Consider the following 21,094-nt stretch of genomic DNA (forward strand, 5'->3'; position numbering starts at 1 on the left):
CTTCATACAAAAAAAGATGAGCCTCTAAAAGCCCATCTCCTCTCTTCTATATATTCTCTTGCTTCAATCCTTCAATGATATTCTGCTTCTTGACCTTTCCGATGGAATAAAGCATGGCCGAGCTGACGATGATGAAAATCGCTGCGATGACAGATAGGATATCGATCCATGGCAGCACGAACCCGTAATCGAAGGTCTCTCCGACAGACCGGTGGATCAGATACATGACACCGATACTGATTGGCAGACCGTACAGTAAGGCCTTGACTCCGTAAAAGATGCTTTCATAGTTGATCATTTTATTAAATCCTTTTGGCGTCATCCCAACAGATTTCAGCATGGCGAATTCCCGTTTTCTCAAAGAGATACTCGTTGAAATCGTATTAAAGATGTTTGCGATGGAAATCAATGAAATTAGTGCGATGAACCCGTACGTGAAGACTGACAGAAACAGGATAAGTTGTTCTTCCTGCTGCCTTTCTTGATAGACATTGTATATATACAGATTCGACGGCACCACTTCTTCCAGGGCTTTCTGGGTGTCCATCGGAGCAGTACTGTTCATATATATTTGGCCCCTGGCTTCCTTTCTGATCTGCTCATCCATCACGGTGTCAAGCGTTTCCATGGGCACGATGACATCCAAGCCCCCGATCATTGCGGTACGGACCCCCATCGGTACTTGGTCTGTCATTGCCCCGATCGTAAACGATCCCAAAGGCTTCGATTTCTCTGTCGCATAGTCCGTGAAAATCAAATCCAGGACGTCTCCCGGTTCAGTTACGATCGATTTGGTCTCGATGAACTTGGACGTGGTCGGATCCTGATACGAAATCTGATCTATGACAATTGCTGTTGGCTTCTTGGGATCGTCGAACATCTTGAGATCCGCGCCTGCTTTTTTGGCAAAGGCTCTAAAACTCTGTTCATCCATTCCATATACATTCACATAGTATGGATAACGTCCATTATCAAGGGTGATGTTATCCCGTTTGATCATGTCTTTCAATTCTTGAGGGAATTTGCCTTTGTCAATAAGTACAGTCGCATTCAGACTTTTTTGGACACTGTACGTTGTGACATGTTCCAGATGAACCAAGTCTTCCAACTTACCTGTATCCCCTGTATTAGCGGATACAGAAATATCGAAATTCGTCCCCTCCTGGGACATGACTGCCGATTTCTTCAGATTATCTGTAAAGAATGACACCGATAAGAAGAGGACGATACTAATCACAAGGGAAAAAATCGTCGCATGGTAACGTCGTTTATTCCGTTTCAGATTCTTCAATCCGATTTCCGCTTCCAGCCCGAACAGCTTCCTGACAAGCCTGGACGTTTTGACCGTCTTACCAGTCAATTTGACATCCTGCGTCTGCCGGATCGCATCGATCGCTGAAATCTTTGATGCTTTTCGTGCAGGTATATACGTGGAGATAAATATCGTCACACTTGAAATCAAGCATGAAACGAGGACCGTTGACGGTGTGACGACAACCTGCAGTCTCTCAGAAATGCCCAATGCCCCGTCAATGTAGGTATTGATGAACCAAAAGGTAGCTCCGATCCCTAAGACTCCTGCTAATAAACCAAGTGGAATGCTGATGAGTCCGATGACCATCCCTTCGAAAAAGACGGAATTTCTCTTCTGTTTCTTGGTCGCCCCCACACTCGAAAGCATCCCTAAGTGTCTGGCACGCTCGGATACACTGATGGCAAATGCATTGTAAATAAGTGATACTGATCCGATAATGATGACCGCCATGATGATCCCTAATAATGAGAACAGAGTCAAGCGGAGATTGTCATTGTCCGTCACACCATAGTAGCGCAGCAATTCTTTATTGAAAGCAACTTTCTCAATGCCATTCTCTTTTGCCAGTTTCTCTGCATGCTCAAATACGGATGAGTTCACTTTGTCCAATACCACGACCGCATCCACCATATCCGACTTATTCAAGGAACTCTTATCGATATACCCAAGTACTGTATAACCGGGAGACCATGCCGGTTCCCATGATGGGCTTTCTATGATACCCGTAACAGTGAAGGTCTCCATGGAGTTCACTTCAAGCCTTTCCAGAATGCCCTCTCCGTCCCGTTGGAGCGGGTCATTCTGTCCTAATGGCTCGCTTTCCCCCTCCAACATCCTGCTCCCGATATCCAATTTGATCTCGTCCCCGATTTCGTATTGAACACCGGCATCATTGGCGATTTGCTCAGAAATGACTACTTCCTGTTCATCAGAAGGCAGGCGACCTTTACTCAACTCGATCGGAAACTGCTTCAAGCCTTCTTCATTATATTGTTTTATATATAGATAAGGCTTATCTTCTACCTTGGCCCCATCGAGTTTTGCATACCCCAAGTCGTTAGATAGGAGCAACTTTCCCGTATCTTCGTCGTTCGCTATCGCTTCGATTTGATCGGGGCTGACATTTTGATATTGGACATGCCACTCGCCATTGTCGGCTATCGATTGTCTTTTCATAATGTCCAGGAATGAAACGCCGAGGGTCGCAACGGCCATGATCATCGACACCGAGATGATCACCCCGGTGATGGTCACAAGGGTTCTTCTTTTGTTTTCTTTCAGATGCCGTATCGTTAGTTTGTTGATGATATTCACGGGCGGATCACCTCATCCTTTGCAATCCTTCCGTCTGCGATTTCGATCACCCGATCTGCCTGCAGTGCAATTCGTTCATCATGAGTAATGATGATCAATGTCTGGTTATAGGTTTTGTTGAACATTTTTAACAGTTCAATGATTTCTGTAGAGTTCTTGCTGTCAAGATTTCCTGTCGGCTCGTCTGCAAGAATAATGGCAGGATTACTGATCAGCGCTCTCCCGATGGATACACGTTGCTGCTGTCCTCCGGATAATTGGTTCGGCAGATGGTTCAACCTTTCATGTAGGCCCATCGTCGTCACAAGATCAGTCAACTGCTTTTGATCTACACGATGCTCATCCAGTAACATGGGGAGGGTGATGTTTTCTTCCACCGTCAAGATCGGAATCAGATTGTAGAACTGATAGATCAACCCGATCTGTCTTCTTCTGAAAACGGCCAGCTGGGTTTCATCCAATTGATAAATATCGGTTTGATCGATTAGCACTTTCCCACTTGTCGGACGGTCGACGCCTCCAAGCAGGTGAAGCAAGGTAGATTTTCCCGATCCAGAAGGACCGATGATGGCAACGAATTCTCCTTTTCTTACAGAGAATGAAACATCGTCGAGTGCCTTGACCGCCGTCTCCCCCTTGCCATATATCTTAGACAGATTTTCAATTTGTAAAATATTCATTTCGTACCTCCATAGTGTTGATGTAGACCCAGTATATCTGTCCAATATGACTTTAAAGTGACTATGAAAGTGACAATTTATTCACTTTAGGGGGTACGGAGAGCAAGAATCAACACCCTCCTATTTATAAAATTTAATCGAAAACACGGTACCATTTCCTTTTTTACTTCGGACCTCAAGATCCCCCTGCTGACTGGTGATGATGCTGTAAGCCATTGCCAGACCGATTCCCACACTGTCGTCGCTTGCATTCTTGCCTTTGTAAAAACGCCTGAATATATACGGAAGATCTTCCTTTGGTATTCCGTCTCCATTATCCCCAATGGTGATTTCAGTGTAGAGTGGATTCTCTAAAAATGAAATGGAGATTATCCCTTCTTCTCCCGTGTGTTCCACAGCATTTTTCAGGATATTGATGAGGGCTTCGGCCGTCCAGCGAAGATCACCTGTGAACGTGACCGATTCTTCCCCACGAACGTTCAATGTCTGTTCTTTAATATCCATTGGAATCAAGACAGACTGCACCGCACTCTGGAGTAAATCCCTGACGGCCACCTTGTCTTTCTTAAACGCAATGGTCCCTGCATCGATTTTGGATAATTTTAGAAGCGAAGAGACAAGCCACTCGATCCTTTCCAATTGTACCCGGATATGTTGAGTGAATTCTCCACGCTTGGATTCCTCCAATGTGCTGTCACTTAAGAGATCTGCCATCACCATCATCGAGGTCAAAGGTGTCTTCAACTGATGAGAGATATCAGAAAGGGCGTTGGTCAAGGTGAGTTTATCCTTCTCTAAAGATGAACGATGCTCAGAAAGCATCAAGGTCACCTTATAGATGTCATTCTTTAATATGCTGAGCTCCCCTTCTTGGTTATCCCGTACATCAAGGCTGTCATCTCCGCTGCTGATTTTCCTCAAGTAACCGGAAAGCTTTTCAATTTCCCGGTATCGCCACCTTGTATAGAAAAAGCTGCATCCTGCGAGCAAGCCGGATGTGACCAGCACAAACCATGCAACAGAAAGGGAATAAAGAAAACCTGCCAATACCGAGGCTCCGAGACTGATGAATAAAAGGCTGATGAAAAACCATTGGACTTCCCGATTCCTTAACATTTCAATCGCCTGCCTTATATCCCATACCGCGAACGGTCTTGATGATCGTTGGTCGCTGTGGTTGGTCTTCTAACTTCTCACGCAGCCTTTTGATATAAACAGTCAACGTGTTATCGTTGACAAAATCACCTGCCACGTCCCAAATCCGATCGAGAAGCTGTGCCCTCGTCAACACCTGTCCGACGTGATTGGCGAAGATGAGGAGAAGCCGATATTCCAAAGCGGTCAATATTACCTCGGCACCCCTCTTATACACTTTGCCCTCCAACGTGTTAATCCGGATATCCTCAATATCCATCCACACCTTTGCCTGTACGGGCTGTTTATGATACCGCCGGAGCACCGATCGGATACGGGAGAGCAGCTCACGGACCCGGAACGGCTTCGTAATATAGTCATCCGCTCCCATATCCAGCCCCATCACGACATTCACTTCGTCATCCAGCGCTGTCAAAAAGATCACCGGCTTATCGTCCCGCTTCTTCACCATCTCACACAAATCATAGCCGCTCCCATCAGGAAGCGACAAATCAAACAAACATAAATCGATTTCTTCCAACCGACTATGAATCATCCCTTTAGCAGACTCCGCATCGTAACAAAGAATCGTCTCATATTCCTCCTGGCGCAATGAATACTCCAACCCAGCCGCAATCGTTCTATCATCCTCTACCAACAACACTTTCATTTACATACACCCTAACCGTCATTCATTTTTATCACCATATTTTATCATGTAAGCGGAATGCAGGGACAGCCTCCGGCCAAATGATTCAGATTCGACATCTGTTTCATTCCTGTTATTCCCCGTCTATGTACTCTTATTCTATAAGGAGTCTCCTGCTTGTTACAATTCCTTAAAAATGCTTCGACTCAACACTTCACACTTTGAATCAGCCTCCCAGTCTACTATAATATAAGTAAGAATTATCACAATAGTCTAACACTTCATCTTTCGTAAGCTGTACAGCTTTTCTACGACTACGTGTCCCATATCAGAAAGGAGAATGGTAAATGGAAAACAATCAACGCCCTGATCAAAAAGATCACACAGCAGCATCGGGAAAGTGTCCTGTCACTCATCACAAGGATAGTGCCATCACAACGACGACGGCTCCTGGTGGTACAACGAATAAAGACTGGTGGCCGAATATGCTGAACCTCGGCATCCTTCGCCAGCATGACCGGAAATCGAACCCCATGGGGGAAGACTTCAACTATAAGGAAGAATTCTCGAAGCTGGATTACGATGCCCTGAAACAGGATCTCCATAACCTGATGACAGACAGCCAGGACTGGTGGCCGGCTGACTACGGTCACTACGGTCCATTCTTCATCCGGATGTCTTGGCATGCAGCAGGTACATACCGCGAGACGGATGGTCGCGGAGGCGGTTCCTCAGGTTCACAGCGATTTGCCCCCCTGAACAGCTGGCCGGATAATGTGAATCTGGATAAAGCCCGCCGCCTGTTATGGCCGATCAAGCAAAAATACGGGAATAAAATTTCATGGGCTGATTTACTTGTGTTGACAGGGAACGTAGCCCTTGAATCCATGGGCTTGAAGACGTTCGGTTTCGGTGCAGGACGCGAAGATATCTGGCATCCGGAAGAAGATGTGTATTGGGGAAATGAAAAGGAATGGCTCGCTGACAACCGTTATTCAGGCGACCGGGAACTCGAGAATCCACTCGCTGCCGTTCAAATGGGACTCATCTACGTGAACCCGGAAGGACCGAACGGAGAACCGGATCCACTCGGAAGTGCCCGTGATATCCGTGACACATTCGGACGCATGGGGATGAACGATTATGAAACCGTCGCGCTTATCGCAGGCGGTCACACATTCGGGAAAGCCCACGGTGCCGGAGACGCTTCCCTTGTCGGTGATGATCCGGAAGCGGCAGACATCGAAAATCAAGGATTGGGCTGGCTCAGTTCCCACGGAAGCGGAAAAGGACGCGACACCATTTCAAGCGGTGTTGACGGAGCCTGGACGACGAATCCGACGAAATGGGATAACGGCTACTTCGATCTTCTTTTCGGCTACGAGTGGGAGAAAACAAAGAGTGCAGCAGGTGCCTCCCAATGGACACCGGTTGGTATGACGGAAGAACATATGGCCCCTGACGCCGAAGATCCATCCATCAAAGTGAAGACGATGATGACGACGGCTGATATGGCGCTCCGTATGGATCCTGATTACGAAAAGATATCCCGTCATTTTCATGAAAATCCGGAAGAGTTCGCCGATGCCTTCTCCCGCGCCTGGTTCAAACTCCTTCACCGCGACATGGGTCCGAAAGCACGCTACTGGGGTCCAGAGTTACCGGATGAAGAGTTGATCTGGCAGGATCCGGTTCCTTCCGTGGATTACGATCTTTCTGAAAGTGAAGTAGCCTCGTTGAAAGAACATATTTTGAACACAGGCTTAACTGTAAGCGAGCTTGTGAAAACGGCGTGGGCTTCGGCCAGCACCTACCGTGGTTCCGATATGCGCGGTGGCGCGAACGGTGCCCGCATCCGCCTTGCCCCTCAAAAAGACTGGGAAGCGAACGAACCCCGGCAGCTTGAGAAAGTCCTTAGAGTTTACGAAGACCTTCAAGGCAAGCTTGATCAGAACGTCAGCCTCGCCGATCTGATTGTACTGGGCGGAAATGCCGCCATCGAAAAAGCTGCCCGTGACGCCGGCTTCGAGATAAAGGTTCCATTCTCCCAAGGTCGCGGTGACGCAACGCCCGAGCAGACTGACGCAGAGAACTTCGGTGTATTGGAACCCGTATCAGACGGCTTCCGCAACTATCAAAAGCAGGAATACGCCGTCAGTCCCGAAGAAATGCTTGTGGATAAAGCACAGCTGTTAGGATTGACTGCACCGGAGATGACCGTTCTTCTCGGCGGCATGCGTTCCCTCGGCGCCAACCACGGCGATACAGATCACGGCGTATTCACGGACCGCGTCGGTACCCTGAACAACGACTTCTTCGTGAAACTGTTGGATATGGGCATCGAATGGAAACCGGCCGGCTTCAATCAATACGAAGGCCGCGACCGAAAGACGGGTGAAGTCGTACGTAAAGCATCGCGCTTTGACCTGGTATTCGGTTCAAACTCAGTCCTTCGAGCTCTGGCAGAGGTGTACGCGCAAAATGATAACCAAGAGAAATTTGTCCGTGACTTCGTTTCTGCCTGGGTGAAGGTGATGAATGCGGATCGGTTTGATTTGAGATAATGAATTGCACGCCTTGTCCTTGGGGATGGGGCGTGTTTTTAATTGAGGTTTTGCACAGCGAATTTTCGACAAATTCCTGCTCATCAAGGGAGGAAACCGGCTCGTATATTTGTAACGGACTAATAATTTAGATTGGTAAAAATCAGCAAGATTAAAGATACTTTTTCAAAAAAATGCACCTCCCCTATAAAAGGAAACTTAATAGTGCTGTCATACCCCGTATATTGACAAATCCCTCTCCCTCCATTATTATCAATATCGATAATAATAACAAATAAGAGGATTGAATGTCATGACCGAACTAAATACAGACTTGATCCTTCACCCTGTCCGGATGCGTATTATACAGCACCTCTCAAAAGGGGCCGCTACGGTACACGAGTTGAAGGAGTGGATGTCAGATGTTCCACAGGCTACCCTTTACCGGCATTTAAATCGACTGACGGAAAATAAGATCATCCATATTGTCGATGAACGGAAAATCCGGGGTGCCGTTGAGAAAACCTATGCCATGCAGGAAGACAGCCCCTATCTGACTGTTGAAGAATTGGAGCAGCTGTCAGGGGAAGAGCATCTAAAATTATTCATGACCTTCCTCTCTTCCGTGACAGGACAGGCCAAAAGCTATCTTCTGAAAGACCCGGATCTTACCGGGGATTCATTCGGATATAACCAGTTGGACCTATATCTGACACCCGATGAACTCAAAGAGTTGAATAAAGGCATGACCGAGCTTCTGAGTAAATTCAAATCGAACAGGCCGACGAAAGAACATGACAAAATCTCTCTCATCCAAATGCTTATCCCAGACCCTAAAGGACGTGACACCCAATGATCAGGACGAAATTTTACCGAAAAGTATTCGAACTGAACGGCCATCCCATCATCGCCAAAGGACTACGCTCATTCGCCCAATCCAAGGTGAGCAAACCGTTCATCGGCTCTTTTGCCAAATTGTATAAACTGAACATGGAAGAAGCCACGCGCGCCCTCCGTGAATACGGCACTCTTCATGATATTTTCACAAGGGAGTTGACACCTGATGCGCGTCCTGTCGCGTCCTCTGCCGATGCATTTGTCAGCCCGTGTGACGGATATTTGTCCGTTGTCGATGACTTGACCCCGGAGAGCACGTTCATGGTCAAAGGTCAGAACTACACTGTGGAAGAACTGCTGGGCTCATCATCCAAAGCGGAACCGTACGCCGGAGGTCAGGTTCTCATCTTTTATTTAAGTCCAACCGACTACCACCGGGTTCACGTGCCGATCGACGCGAACGTGGAGGAGGTCTATACTCTTGGAAAAGACGCCGCTCCCGTAAATGAACTCGGACTGACCCACGGTCTCCGTCCACTCACCCGGAATTATCGACTCGTTTCCCGGTTTGATGTAGCAGGAGCCCCTCTTGCCCATGTCATGGTCGGAGCATTGAATGTGAATTCCATCGTGAGGACGAATATGAAGGATGTCGTTCACCGGGGAGATCCTTACGGGTACTTCTCATTCGGATCGACGGTCGTCATCTGCGTTCCGGAAGGTCGTTTTACCTTTAACGGAAAAACGGGTCCTGTCAAAATGGGTGAAGAAATTGGAAAATGGAACTCTTAAATAAAAACCGCCTTTTCCCTGTTGGGGGGAGGCGGTTTTTGATTTTTCGACAAAAGGATCATAAATGAGGGAAAGTGGCTCATATATATAAATTTCAGCTCATAAATTTTTATTTTGGCTCATAAGTCCTGAGAACAGGCTCATATCCTGCCAAAAGGCTAGAACAGCCTTCTTAATCCTCATCAAAACTTACTCTATTTTTTAAAAAATCCTATAATCAGACCTCTTTTGAAGCAAAAAACCTTTCAAGCCCCCACTCTCTCACGTTCACGAACCGGTTTTTCATCCGCACGCTTCTCCAATTTATAAACGAGCACCCCGCCGATCAACAACGCAATTCCAAGTAGCTTCTCCCAGGACAATGTAGAAGGTTCAAACCCGAACCATCCGCCTGTGTTGACGATGAATGCGATCGTGATCTGCGAAATTAGCGCGATGGAGATTGCATATGCCGGTCCGATCAATGTGACTCCCCTCATCAGGAAGAACACGATGCCGACTCCGAACACTCCGCTGAACAGAAAGACGGGATTGACTCCGCTGAAGTCCAGCAGGCTTTTATCTTCCATTGTATAAAACACGGGCAGTGAACAAATAAGACCAAGGCCGAGTACCAGGCTTGTCGTGGCCCATGGGCCGGTTTTTTCACTGACACGGGCATTGAATACATTTTGCAAACTGATCAGGATTCCTGCTATGATGGCTAATCCTATTCCGAACATGTGATGCCCTCCTTATTCATAGATGTTTCCTTTCGCAAGGATGCTGAGTTTTTCCAGATCTTTGATGGTGATGGAACCGTTGACCCGTTCGATGAGGTCATCCGCCGCCATCTTTTTCAGTACCCGGTTCAGGTGGCGGTAGCTCGTTCCGATCCATTCGGCGAGCTCCATGAGATTGGACGTATGCATCTCCTGATGGAACATGGTCCCTTCGCCTGCTTCTGAAATGGACAATAAATAGCTCGCAAGCCGAACTTCAACGGGATACAGCATGTGCATGCTCGTGATATGGGATTCCGTGTAGAACTTGTGGGCCACTGTATCAAATAGAAAGCGCATGATCGCCGGATGCTCCTTCTCAAGCCTTGAGAGATCCGTGAACGGAATCGATAGGAACACTCCGTCCGTGACGGCTTCCACAGAATTAAGAACCGCTGTACCCTTCGCATATTCCACATCCCCGATCAGGGCAAGTGGACGCTTGAAGCGGTTGATCAACAGTTTCCCTTCCGGTGTATGGGTGAAGATCTTGATCTTTCCCTCCATGAGGAAGTACAGTTCGTCGAGCTCTTCCCCCGTGGAAAATAAGACATCCCCTTTTTCAAAGGAATACATTTTGATATATTTTCTGAAATCTGCTGGAAATAAATCGTCCAGCTCGAATTGGTTTATATAATGATTGGGGGCAGCCCCCTGGGTTTCTTTCATCGTATGACTCCTTTTTTTACAATTGGAACAGGATAACCCCTGCAAGCATCATGGAGAGGCCAACTGCCTGCCGCGTTGTAACCGGGATCTTCTTTTCCCCGAACCATCCCCGGGACTCAATAAGGAAGGCCGTCCCGATCTGGGCCACGAGCAGGATCGCAATGGCCGATGCCGGTCCGATCATGTGAATCGCCGTCAGCTCAGAGAACACGACGATCACACCGAATGTGCCGCCGATCAAATACAAAAACGGAACCTGCCTGAAGCTTTTACCTTTTCCATCTCTTACTTTCATATAAACCGTCATCGCAATCGTAAAGGCCACAAGGTGGACCATCGAAGTCGTATGCCACCCGCCGATCGCGTCACTCATCCGTGCATTGAAAATCCCCTGCATCGTGATGCAAAGACCCCCAAAGAGGGCAAATATAGCACCTTTCATCGTTCATCCTCCTATCCTTTGTTCTATTAAATAGGAGGTTGGCGTTTCGTGAAAGGACATATGTCCTAAGGGTTGCCGGATGGGGGATTGGGTATGCGTTTTCATTCAAATTTTCTGGCAGACCAATCCTTTATCAGCGAAAATGGAGCTTATATCAGCGGAATTTTCATTTTATCAGCGGGATCTCATTTTTATCAGCGATTCTTCCATTATTACCTAGAATCAGCCATAGGTAAATTAAAGCTATGGTAAAATGTAACAAGGAGGGGATGCGTATGAAAAAAGTATTGCTATTTGTAACGGATGGTTTCGCCGATTGGGAAGCCAGTTACGTGACGGCGGAGTTGAATAAGTCGTGGACGGACTATCAAGTTCAGACCGTAGCCATCGACAAGGATCCAAAGGTTTCAATGGGAGGACTGACGGTACTTCCTGATTACAGCATGGATGACGTGCCACAAGGATTTAGCATGTTGATCCTGCCAGGGGGAACCACTTGGCGTGAAGAAAAGAATCAACAGGTCAAGAAGCTGGTGGAAGATTGTTTCAGGAAAAACATCCCCGTCGCGGCCATTTGTGATGCCACGACATTCCTAGGGATCCACGGATTCCTTGATCACCATAAACATACGGGGAATTCGCTTCCTTATTTAAAAGAAGGGGCACCGCATTATCGCGGGGAGGACCATTACATAGACGAACAATCGGTTCGTGACAACGGGCTGATCACTGCTAATGGAACGGCGGCACTCGAATTTACAAGAAACGTATTACGGGAATTACAAGTATACGATGAGAAAGAACTTCAAGAATGGTATGCGTTATTTAAAAAAGGTTCTGTTCACAGTTAGAATACGTGAGAAACAGCTTCCTGTATTGTAAGGAACCTGTTTCTCTTCTTTTTTTGGAGTGAGGGCAACGGCTGAGAAGCTTTTATCAGCGGAATTTTTGATATATCGATAGTTTCGATATATCATCGAAAAATCGATTTTATCAGCGAAAAAAGAAATATATCAGCGCCCCCCTTTTCGCACCCATCATTTACTCCTCCACACCAAGTCCCCACTTCACATACCCCATCAGCCACTCCGTCTGCTCCTTCAACTGGATCGTCTCCGAATCGAGAATTGCGTGGTCCATCGCCATTCCATCGATATGGGAAATGATTGCCTTGGCTATCACCTCAGGTTCAAAACGAGGAGAAAATTCCCCCGCTTTGACGCCTTCTTCGATGATGTTGACGGTCATTTGATAAGCGTGGAGGAATCGTTTCCTGGCATGCTCCTTCCTGCTTTCATCATGGCGTCCGGTAATGAAATATTCAAGCTTGGAAGGGGCGAGGGCATCCATATGATTGGTTGCCTTTTTACTCTCCCCTAGGAAGCTCATGAGCAGGACATCCCAGTATGAGCCCTGCTTTTTCAACATTGCCTCGATGCTTCCTTCGATTGCCTCCCTCAGTTCTTCCGCGATCAAGGCTTCGAAGAGATCCTCTTTATTTTCAAAGTACTGATACAATCCGCCCCTGCTGACGCCAGCCCGCTCCATGACATGCTTCATGGTGGTGTTTTCATAGCCATGCTCGATGAAAACGTCTCTCGCTGCTTCTAATAAGTTAGAGCGGCGTTGCTCCTTGTGTTGTTGACTGACTTTCGGTGACATCCGTCTCCTCCTCTACTTTATCCTTTACGGCGATTGAAATGATGAATAAAAGAATCAATAAGGAACTCGTCACGATGAAGGACGGAATGATCCCGATGATCGTGGCAAGGGTTCCTCCTGCTAACGGCCCGATGATCGTGGCCGTCGTCGTGGTACTGTTGACGACCCCGAAGACCCTTCCCGTCATATGAACCGGTGTCTTCTCCTGGGTTGCAGCCTGGAACGGGATGAATACGAATCCCGCAGATGCCCCTGCGATAAGTCCCAGGAGCGGAACCCAGACAATCGACAGACTGAGGTCATAATGGGTAAGAATCGCCATCGGGCCAAATCCTGCGCCGATCCCAAGCACGCCGAAACACATATAAAGGAACGCGTTGTAATCGGTCTTTTTTGAAAGAAATATCCCTGTAAGCAGCATTCCGACGCCTGCACTCGTTACGGTATATCCGAATAAATCTGGTGATACATCCGTCAGCTGCCTTAAGAGGACAATGATTTGAGAATCCGATAACTGAAGGATCAATAAGCTGACCCCGAGTAAAAACAATCCGTATAATAAGAAACGGCTTTTCTTAATAAAAGAGAATCCAACTTTGATTTCCTTCTTGAAGGAAGGTCCGTCCCTCTTCTCGACTTCGACTTCCTTTACGGCTTTCGGCAACAGGAAGATGAGGATGGCTGAAAGGAAGAAGGTGGCGGAGTCGAGATAGAAGACGTTGTACGTTCCGATCAGGGATACGAGAATCCCGCTGACAAGGGGTCCGATGACCTTCGTACCCGAATCGATGGTGGAGGACAGGGACATTGCCCCCTTGATTTGTTCATCCTGCACCAGTTCTTTCAGTTTCCCGTTTTTTGCCGGAATGAAAACCGAGGAGAAGATCCCCGTCAGGAACAAACAACCGTATACCATCCACACATTCGTTGCCAGTGTCAGGAGCAGAATCAATACACCCCTCACCACGTCGGAAAACATCATCAACGTCTTCCGTTCCATCCGGTCGGCAATCGTTCCCGTGACCGGTCCGAGTAAAGCCATCGGCAGGGCGAGACTCAGAATGATCAACGACATCTGCATCGGTGTCGCTTCCCATTTTAACCCAACCAGCGTAATGATCGCCACAATACTCAACCAATCCCCCAAGCCTGAAATTGCCTGCGCCGTCATCAACGTGATGAACGGTTTATTTTTCCGTAATGAAGTACCCATTCCACATCTCCCTCTCCATAAAAATGACATCGGTGTCGTTTTCGTTAATTTCATTATAACGACACCAATGTCATTTTACAATAAACTTTTAGATTTTTTAAAAATAGTTATACTTAGCTTATAAGAAACGGAGGTCTGTTTATGCCCAAACCTGTAAATATAGACATGCTCATTAAAGAAATGGAATCACAGTTTGATGAATTTTACTATTATCTACATTTGGAGACGGGATCGGTCGTAATGGTTTCCAAAGAGATCCTCATAAAGGCGGAAGATGAAGAGCCCATCGACGAGCTTGAAGACTGGGAACAGATTGAATATGCCCAGGCAGAAGATGTGATCGAGCATAACTCACATTATCTTGAACTCCCGGACAAAGAGGAAATCAATGAATACCTGATGATGGAAAGCTTCTGCTATTCCCAGGAGGAAGGTCACGCTAGAGAACGGCTGATTTCAGCTATTCAAGGACATGGAGCGTTTAGAAGATTCAAAGACCAGGTGGATCAGTTAAGGAAAAAGGAAGAATGGTTTGCATTCAGGCACGAATGTTACAGAGCTGTAGCATTGCGGTGGTGTGAGTTTAATGGGGTGGGGGTTGAGTGAGAGTGGAGAAAGAGTCCACTCTCAACCTACAAATTTATGAAATAAGTGCACTGAAAAACCAGGTTGCCAGTTAAGAGATATCTCCTTTCATCCACGAAGGGCATCCACCCTACTCCGCCTCTATTCCCTCCCAGCTTCCGAATGGCAGCAGGTGTAAAAGAATACAGTTCAAAGTCCATAGGATGCATCCCGCCACCCGTTCCTCCGATTGTTCCATTACGATCGAGAAAGACAGCTTTCATGGCCATTTCTCCTTTTATGTATTTTCATTCCACCAACAATCCCCCGTAATAATACCCTGCATCCCAAAGAGCCGCCTGCATGCCTGTAAAGGACGTAACCGCACAATACAACGCACCTCCAGCCAAACAGGTAATAATGATTCCAGCCGATAAAGGGATATGCCTACGTTTTTTATAAAAAATCAAGGTCGTAACGCCGACAATGACAACATACCCTGCCGATAGAATCAGAGTGAAACGGTGACTTTCCGCTTGATTCACCGACGCCCGAAAACTCTCAAGGCTTTTTTCATTCTCACTGTCTTCTTGTATCGTCTTCTTATGTTTTTCATGTCCAATTTCCCAGAGAAACGTTCGGCCATCTTTTATGACGTTATAATGAAAACCGCCGGCACTTCCTTCTCCTATGACCATTGGTGATGCAGCGTAGATGTGGATAGGCAGGAGCATGATGAGTAACATAATCAATAGAAACTTTTTCAATTCAATCTCCCCCTTTTTAAAACTCTAATCTTTTCCCTTGACAAAAAAACGCATTTATATAATAATGAATATCGAATTAGAATTATTACAATCTGTTAATGATTCTCAATCACAACCAACTATTAGGAGGAATTTACACTATGTCATTAATCGGTTCACAAGTCGTACCATTTAAAGCAGAAGCATTCAAAGACGGTGAGTTCATCACTGTGACAGACGAAAGCCTGAAAGGTCAATGGAGCATTTTCTGCTTCTACCCTGCGGACTTCACATTTGTATGCCCGACAGAACTTGAAGACCTTCAGAATAATTATGAAACTCTTAAAGAGCTTGGCGTAGAAGTGTATTCAGTTTCTACGGACACTCATTTCACACATAAAGGCTGGCATGACAGCTCTGAAAAAATCGGTAAAATCAAATACGCTATGATCGGTGATCCTTCACAACGTATCACTCGCGGTTTCGATGTATTAAATGAAGAAGATGGTCTTGCTGACCGCGGAACTTTCATCATCGATCCGGATGGCGTGATCCAGGCTGTTGAAATCAATGCAGGCGGAATCGGCCGTGATGCAGACATTCTAGTAAGCAAAATTAAGGCGGCACAATATGTGCGCAACAACCCAGGCGAAGTTTGCCCGGCTAAATGGCAGGAAGGTTCTGAAACCCTTAAGCCAAGCCTTGATCTAGTTGGTAAATTATAAGGAGTGCTACGCATGCTTGAAGCAGATATTAAAGCACAATTAGAACAATACCTGCAGATGATGGAAGGCGACATCGTCCTGAAAGTCAGTGCAGGCGACGATGACACGTCGAAGGAAATGCTGGCTCTTGTTGAGGAGCTAGCTTCCATGTCATCCCGTATCAGTGTTGAAAAAGAAGAACTGACAAGAACACCAAGCTTCAGCGTGAATCGTCCTGGTGAGGAGACCGGCATCATTTTTGCCGGGATTCCCCTTGGACATGAATTCACCTCTCTGGTCCTGGCTCTCCTTCAAGTGAGCGGCAGAGCGCCGAAAGTGGATCAAAGCGTCATTGACCAGATCAAGAGCGTCAAAGGCGAACACCACTTCGAAACGTATGTCAGCCTAAGCTGTCACAACTGTCCTGATGTGGTGCAGGCACTGAACATCATGAGTGTCCTGAACCCGAATATCACCCACACGATGATCGACGGAGCTGCATTCAAGGATGAAGTGGAACGCAAGAACGTCATGGCCGTTCCTGCTGTCTACCTGAATGCGGAATTCTTCAACGGCGGACGCACGACGTTAGAAGAAATTCTTTCTAAAATCGTCGAAGGTCCAGGTGCAGATGAGCTATCGGATAAAGACCCGTATGACGTCCTTGTCGTCGGTGGCGGACCTGCGGGAGCAAGTGCGGCGATTTATGCTGCACGTAAAGGCATCCGTACAGGAATCGTTGCTGAGCGCTTCGGAGGTCAGGTCCTTGACACAATGAGTATCGAAAACTTCATCAGTGTGAAGCAAACGGAAGGTCCTAAGCTTGTGGCGAGCCTTGAAGAGCACGTGAAGGACTATGGCATTGATGTCATGAACCTTCATCGAGCAAGCCGCCTTGAGAAGAAAGACCTTGTGGAGCTTGAGCTTGAAAACGGCGCAGTCCTGAAGAGTAAGAGTCTGATCATCTCAACAGGTGCACGCTGGCGTAACATCGGCGTTCCTGGTGAAGAGAAGTTCAAGAACAAAGGAGTGGCATACTGCCCTCACTGTGACGGACCACTGTTCGAAGGGAAAGATGTCGCTGTCATCGGCGGAGGAAACTCCGGAATCGAAGCAGCCATCGATCTTGCCGGAATCGTCAAGCATGTAACGGTCCTTGAGTTCAATCCTGAACTGAAAGCCGACGATGTGCTGCAGAAACGTCTTTACAGCCTGCCGAACGTGACCGTGATCACGAACGCTCAGACTCAGGAGATCACGGGTACAGATAAGGTGAATGGAATCACTTATAAGGACCGTGAAACTCTTGAAGAAAAACACGTCGAGCTGCAAGGTGTATTCGTCCAAATCGGCCTCGTCCCAAACACAGACTGGCTCGGCGACCTTGTCGAACGTACGAAATTCGGTGAAATCATGGTAGACAAACACGGTGCCACCAACGTCCCCGGCGTATTCGCCGCAGGAGACTGTACAGACAACGCATATAACCAGATCATCATCTCCATGGGATCAGGAGCCACCGCCTCACTAGGCGCATTCGACTACCTGATTCGCAACTAAATGAATGTAGAGGTCCGACCTTGTTTTAGAGGGACGGACCTCTTTTCGTCTTGAGGATAAACCCTTTTGGACGGATTTCGAGGTCCGTCCCTCTAAATTATTCCGCAACCATGTATGCTGGCTTCGTTTAGAGGTCCGTCCCTCTCCAAAAGTCGATTACGATTCCTGCTTTGTCATCGCTTTTTTTGAATCTTGGGTAGGTGATGCATTCGGGGTCGGATTCTTCCAGGTCGATCAGGTCTGCAGCATATTTTCCGATTCCTTTTTCGAGGATGCTGCAGGCTGTGAATTCCCAATAAGATTCTCCCTCTGGGATTGATTCTGAAGGAAGGAACAATCCATCCGTCAGCAGGATCAGTTGAGTCAGCCCCACCTTGTTGATCTTCCCGTATTCGAAATAATCACGGGCTTCCGGCTCCCCGTTCAGGACACCGTATCCATTCTCCCGATTACTCAACTGCCTGTTCGCAATCAGCTGTTCCTTCACATAAGGCATTATTTCATTTTTCTTCCGGTACCCTCTTCGGATGCATTCTCTCCACATTTCAATCGCTGTCTCCTCCAGGTGATCCACCTGCAGCCTCGTCAAGGGACGGACCTCTCCGCTCTCATATACGGCGAGGATCATACAATCCCCCGTCTGGATAAACTCGATCCCGTGATCAAGGATGCGAACCACGGCAAGAGCCGTGCCCCACAGTTGTTCCTTCCGATTGTGGTTGATTCCGTATTCATTCATTTTGCTATGTAAACGATCATTAATGTTTGATAAGGTTTGGACTAGTGTTTGATCCTCCTTTTCAAGACATTCCAATGCATCCTTCACCGTATGGGAGGCGATGTACCCGCCTGTCAGGTTCTCTTTTGAGGTGAATGGAACAAGGGAGGAGACCCCATCAGCGACTCCGAATAGGGACTGTTGCTCATTAAAGATCAATGCATCCTCGTTTAGAGGTCCGTCCCCTTTTATAGTGATGTGATGTAGTTTCATGTGAACACTTCCTTATATTTTATTTCAGCAAATCTACGAATCTATCTGGATTTTCTCCATTCACTCACTTAGGGACCACATCCCGATACATAAACCGGTCCCGACCCGTCACCAAGTCCGGTGTCACTCTCTCCTCACCCAGTTCATACTCAATCGGAAATTCAAAGTTTGGACCGTCAAATACATATGTATGAAATTCCCCATTCTCCCCGCACACATCGCAGTTCTCAGGATAGTCTTTTAGAAAATCACCATCATATACTCTCCCGGCGAACTCTTGATCCAACTGTTCCAAATCGATGCAGGTGAGAACGGTTTTGAATCCGAGCCCGATGAATTCACGGCCCAGCTCCTCCACGGGTCTGTTCCAGAGAGGAAAGATCGGGATGATGCCCGTTTCTGCAAGCATTTCCTCACGATATGCCCGAACATCCTCCAGATGGATATCCCCAAAGACCATATGCGTGACCCCGTCCGAAAGCATACCGGAGACCGCTTTTTCCATCCGCTCCTGATACACTTTATTCGGGCAGTCTTGCGGGATCCAGACTTCACGGAGTGGAATCCCCAGGGACTTTGACTGCTTCTTCAACAATTCATACCTGACCCCATGGATCGATACCCGGTTGAATCCCTCCGTCAGAGTCACGAGAAGTGAGTCCACCTCGAAATCCGGATTTTGTTGAATGTTATATAATGCCAGAGTTGAATCTTTTCCACCGCTGAATGCTATGACTGTTTTCATGTTGACCTCCCTGTTTTCCCAATGAGTTTTCTCAATATTTATTATTCCAAACCTGAACCAGGAACTCAAACTTCTTCTCGCAAAAAAAAGAGGCCATTTAGCCTCTTTAGTTGATTATCTCATTATCCTTATACTATTTTGTGATATACAGGGTCACCTTTGACCTTTTTTCATTCAATCATACTTCACTGTATACCCCTACTCCTCTTTATATTTATCCTTCACCACTCCAGAACCGAAGCCCCCACCCAGCATGAGGATCAGAGGACCAAAATTCCACAAGAAAGAACCTCCATATAAAACCGCATCCATCGAAGTGAAGTGGTTTACTCCCAGGACAATCAATTTGATGGCCAATAAGATAATTCCTATTAAAAACAACACATCGAAGATAAATTTCACCCTCGGATAAGCCAGCTTCTTACTGTCTTTAATAACCTTCTCCGTCAACTCTTCATCACTCCTTAATAATTCATCAATCGTCACACCGAACAAATCACTCAACCGGATGATGATTTCGATGCTCGGATAGTTCTGTCCGTTCTCCCATTTCGAAACCGATTGTCTGCTGACAAATAGCTGCTCGGCCAATTCCCCCTGGGACCACCCTTTATTGTTTCTCTCCCTCTTTAACTTCTCCCCAAAAACCATTCCATCAGTCACCTTTCATTGTTGATAATTCCATTGTTGCCCATAGTCCTTCAATCGTAAAGAACGGAACCGTTGCACATACCCGCAACCCCACGTTGACATGGAAAAATCCCCGCTATATCAAGGATTCACGTATCATCCGTTCACATAAAAAAAGTGACCTGAAACAGCAGATCACCTTCATTGATGCCGAAAATCAAACTCATCACCAGGCACATCCAACGACACTCCATTGATCACCACTGTATCTTGATCCGTCCACGAAATCTCTGCCGTCTCATCCCGGTAATTCCAGTAAATGTTTTTCGTCTTGTTCTCTTTGTCGTTATATACCAGTTCGCCTCTGACCGCATAGGAAACCGTCGCTCCACCATTCGTGACATATGCCCGCACCGTGTATTTCCCATCGGGGGATGGTTCTTCTGTGAGAAACTCTCCTTCCGGCAGCCTGTCCATATCATAAAAAGCCCAATACACCCCATACACCCCAAATGCTATCACACACACAACAAAGAAACCCAAAACAGCAAAGACCACTTTCCTTTCAGTATCCACACCAGAATCTAATCCCATCTTATGTACTCCTTTTCTTAGAGGGACGGACCTCAAATCGCCGGGTTATCCAACTCTTCGAAGCCTATTTTGAGGTCCGTCCCTCTTCTGGTCTCCTTCTTTCTAATCATTTCACTTCTCTCATTACTCCTGCCTCGATGTAGCTTCTTATTAATTTCCATTGATTTTGCTTTTTAAAGGTATCAAAGAAGAGGTTGCATGTTTGCATCGGCTTTCCATCGATTACAATCGTGGCGGAAAGGATGGCCATCATTTCATCCTCTTTCAGGGGAATGACGGACACTTCCCGGATTTCCCACTCTGCAGGGTGCTCTTTCACAAAATCAAATCCCTGCTTCCAGCCTTCGATCGATTCCTCATATCCAAAATCCACGATGTCTCCATCCCTGACTTCCCTGGCTTGATAATCGGTAGAAAAGAAGCTCTCAAGCTCTCTGATTGAAGAATTCTTCCAAGCTTCTAAAAATGCGTCCAATGCTCCTCTAAATGGATGATTATTCATGGAAACCTCTTAAACCATAGTACTACCAATTATTTCAAAATAGAGTC

General features: G+C 46.8%; 24 protein-coding genes. 8 read left to right on the forward strand and 16 right to left on the reverse strand.

Annotated elements, in window-relative coordinates:
• Positions 1–46 precede the first annotated feature (46 nt).
• From BAA9072_RS02690 to BAA9072_RS02705, 4 genes are all read right to left on the reverse strand, one after another.
• Positions 47–2,629, reverse strand: a complete 2,583-nt coding sequence (locus BAA9072_RS02690; RefSeq protein ID WP_201713124.1) for an ABC transporter permease — start codon at positions 2,627–2,629, stop codon at positions 47–49.
• Positions 2,626–3,309, reverse strand: a complete 684-nt coding sequence (locus BAA9072_RS02695; protein ID WP_201713125.1) for an ABC transporter ATP-binding protein — start codon at positions 3,307–3,309, stop codon at positions 2,626–2,628. Before BAA9072_RS02695 ends, BAA9072_RS02690 begins: the two co-directional genes overlap by 4 nt.
• A 120-nt stretch (positions 3,310–3,429) precedes the next feature.
• A complete protein-coding gene (locus BAA9072_RS02700) occupies positions 3,430–4,425 on the reverse strand; it encodes a sensor histidine kinase (protein ID WP_201713126.1) in 996 nt (331 codons plus the stop codon).
• A gap of 1 nt (position 4,426) precedes the next feature.
• Positions 4,427–5,113: a response regulator transcription factor gene (locus tag BAA9072_RS02705; protein WP_201713127.1), complete on the reverse strand. Its 687-nt coding sequence runs from the start codon at positions 5,111–5,113 to the stop codon at positions 4,427–4,429.
• Positions 5,114–5,439: 326 nt separating this feature from the next.
• Here BAA9072_RS02705 and katG point away from each other — a divergent pair, with 326 nt between their 5' ends.
• The 3 genes from katG (at position 5,440) to BAA9072_RS02720 (ending at position 9,264) form a co-directional block, all read left to right on the forward strand.
• Positions 5,440–7,656: a catalase/peroxidase HPI gene (katG, locus tag BAA9072_RS02710; protein WP_201713128.1), complete on the forward strand. Its 2,217-nt coding sequence runs from the start codon at positions 5,440–5,442 to the stop codon at positions 7,654–7,656.
• Positions 7,657–7,948: 292 nt separating this feature from the next.
• Positions 7,949–8,491 (forward strand): helix-turn-helix domain-containing protein, encoded by a 543-nt coding sequence (locus tag BAA9072_RS02715; RefSeq protein ID WP_201713129.1) that lies wholly within the window; start codon positions 7,949–7,951, stop codon positions 8,489–8,491.
• Positions 8,488–9,264 (forward strand): phosphatidylserine decarboxylase, encoded by a 777-nt coding sequence (locus BAA9072_RS02720; protein ID WP_201713130.1) that lies wholly within the window; start codon positions 8,488–8,490, stop codon positions 9,262–9,264. The genes BAA9072_RS02715 and BAA9072_RS02720 overlap by 4 nt, the downstream gene beginning before the upstream one ends.
• Positions 9,265–9,509: 245 nt before the next feature.
• Here BAA9072_RS02720 and BAA9072_RS02725 read toward each other — a convergent pair whose 3' ends face one another.
• The 3 genes from BAA9072_RS02725 to BAA9072_RS02735 are packed head-to-tail and all read right to left on the reverse strand — an operon-like array spanning position 9,510 to position 11,136.
• A complete protein-coding gene (locus BAA9072_RS02725; protein WP_201713131.1) occupies positions 9,510–9,986 on the reverse strand; it encodes a DMT family transporter in 477 nt (158 codons plus the stop codon).
• 12 nt (positions 9,987–9,998) lie between these two features.
• Positions 9,999–10,694 carry a Crp/Fnr family transcriptional regulator gene (locus BAA9072_RS02730; protein ID WP_201713132.1) on the reverse strand — a complete coding sequence of 232 codons (696 nt, stop codon included), beginning with the start codon at positions 10,692–10,694 and terminating at the stop codon, positions 9,999–10,001.
• Positions 10,695–10,710: 16 nt separating this feature from the next.
• On the reverse strand, positions 10,711–11,136 hold the full coding sequence (locus tag BAA9072_RS02735) for a DMT family transporter (RefSeq protein WP_201713133.1): 426 nt from the start codon (positions 11,134–11,136) through the stop codon (positions 10,711–10,713).
• A gap of 93 nt (positions 11,137–11,229) precedes the next feature.
• Here BAA9072_RS02735 and BAA9072_RS02740 point away from each other — a divergent pair, with 93 nt between their 5' ends.
• Complete coding sequence (locus BAA9072_RS02740; protein WP_201713134.1) at positions 11,230–11,388, forward strand: hypothetical protein; 159 nt, start codon at positions 11,230–11,232, stop codon at positions 11,386–11,388.
• A 23-nt stretch (positions 11,389–11,411) separates the two neighbouring features.
• Positions 11,412–11,987: a type 1 glutamine amidotransferase family protein gene (locus tag BAA9072_RS02745; protein ID WP_201713135.1), complete on the forward strand. Its 576-nt coding sequence runs from the start codon at positions 11,412–11,414 to the stop codon at positions 11,985–11,987.
• Positions 11,988–12,177: 190 nt separating this feature from the next.
• Here the strand turns inward: BAA9072_RS02745 and BAA9072_RS02750 are convergent, their stop codons facing one another.
• Entirely contained in the window at positions 12,178–12,798 is a 621-nt protein-coding gene (locus BAA9072_RS02750) for a TetR/AcrR family transcriptional regulator (protein WP_201713136.1), read from the reverse strand.
• Positions 12,752–14,065: an MFS transporter gene (locus BAA9072_RS02755; RefSeq protein WP_230980730.1), complete on the reverse strand. Its 1,314-nt coding sequence runs from the start codon at positions 14,063–14,065 to the stop codon at positions 12,752–12,754. The genes BAA9072_RS02750 and BAA9072_RS02755 overlap by 47 nt, the downstream gene beginning before the upstream one ends.
• An 87-nt stretch (positions 14,066–14,152) precedes the next feature.
• Here BAA9072_RS02755 and BAA9072_RS02760 point away from each other — a divergent pair, with 87 nt between their 5' ends.
• A complete protein-coding gene (locus BAA9072_RS02760; RefSeq protein WP_201713137.1) occupies positions 14,153–14,617 on the forward strand; it encodes a UPF0158 family protein in 465 nt (154 codons plus the stop codon).
• Between the two features lie 26 nt (positions 14,618–14,643).
• Here the strand turns inward: BAA9072_RS02760 and BAA9072_RS02765 are convergent, their stop codons facing one another.
• Positions 14,644–14,859: a hypothetical protein gene (locus tag BAA9072_RS02765; RefSeq protein ID WP_201713138.1), complete on the reverse strand. Its 216-nt coding sequence runs from the start codon at positions 14,857–14,859 to the stop codon at positions 14,644–14,646.
• Between the two features lie 24 nt (positions 14,860–14,883).
• Positions 14,884–15,342: a hypothetical protein gene (locus BAA9072_RS02770; RefSeq protein WP_201713139.1), complete on the reverse strand. Its 459-nt coding sequence runs from the start codon at positions 15,340–15,342 to the stop codon at positions 14,884–14,886.
• A gap of 140 nt (positions 15,343–15,482) precedes the next feature.
• Here BAA9072_RS02770 and ahpC point away from each other — a divergent pair, with 140 nt between their 5' ends.
• Together ahpC and ahpF are read left to right on the forward strand one after the other, a co-directional pair.
• Positions 15,483–16,046 carry an alkyl hydroperoxide reductase subunit C gene (gene ahpC / locus BAA9072_RS02775; protein ID WP_034761584.1) on the forward strand — a complete coding sequence of 188 codons (564 nt, stop codon included), beginning with the start codon at positions 15,483–15,485 and terminating at the stop codon, positions 16,044–16,046.
• A gap of 12 nt (positions 16,047–16,058) precedes the next feature.
• The gene (gene ahpF, locus BAA9072_RS02780; RefSeq protein WP_201713140.1) at positions 16,059–17,585 is read left to right on the forward strand and encodes an alkyl hydroperoxide reductase subunit F; all 1,527 of its coding nucleotides are present in this window, start codon (positions 16,059–16,061) and stop codon (positions 17,583–17,585) included.
• A 127-nt stretch (positions 17,586–17,712) separates the two neighbouring features.
• Here ahpF and BAA9072_RS02785 read toward each other — a convergent pair whose 3' ends face one another.
• The 5 genes from BAA9072_RS02785 to BAA9072_RS02805 all read right to left on the reverse strand — a co-directional run bounded on the left by BAA9072_RS02785 (position 17,713) and on the right by BAA9072_RS02805 (position 21,047).
• Complete coding sequence (locus BAA9072_RS02785) at positions 17,713–18,576, reverse strand: protein phosphatase 2C domain-containing protein (protein WP_201713141.1); 864 nt, start codon at positions 18,574–18,576, stop codon at positions 17,713–17,715.
• Positions 18,577–18,640: 64 nt separating this feature from the next.
• Positions 18,641–19,321, reverse strand: coding sequence for an adenine nucleotide alpha hydrolase (locus BAA9072_RS02790; protein WP_201713142.1), 681 nt, complete (start codon positions 19,319–19,321; stop codon positions 18,641–18,643).
• 198 nt (positions 19,322–19,519) lie between these two features.
• Positions 19,520–19,972: a helix-turn-helix domain-containing protein gene (locus BAA9072_RS02795; RefSeq protein WP_201713143.1), complete on the reverse strand. Its 453-nt coding sequence runs from the start codon at positions 19,970–19,972 to the stop codon at positions 19,520–19,522.
• A 180-nt stretch (positions 19,973–20,152) separates the two neighbouring features.
• A complete protein-coding gene (locus BAA9072_RS02800; protein WP_201713144.1) occupies positions 20,153–20,545 on the reverse strand; it encodes a DUF5412 domain-containing protein in 393 nt (130 codons plus the stop codon).
• A 106-nt stretch (positions 20,546–20,651) separates the two neighbouring features.
• Complete coding sequence (locus BAA9072_RS02805) at positions 20,652–21,047, reverse strand: nuclear transport factor 2 family protein (RefSeq protein ID WP_201713145.1); 396 nt, start codon at positions 21,045–21,047, stop codon at positions 20,652–20,654.
• Between the last annotated feature and the right edge of the window lie 47 nt (positions 21,048–21,094).

Origin of the sequence: Rossellomorea arthrocnemi, assembly GCF_904424705.1 — a bacterium.
GTDB lineage: Bacteria > Bacillota > Bacilli > Bacillales > Bacillaceae_B > Rossellomorea > Rossellomorea arthrocnemi.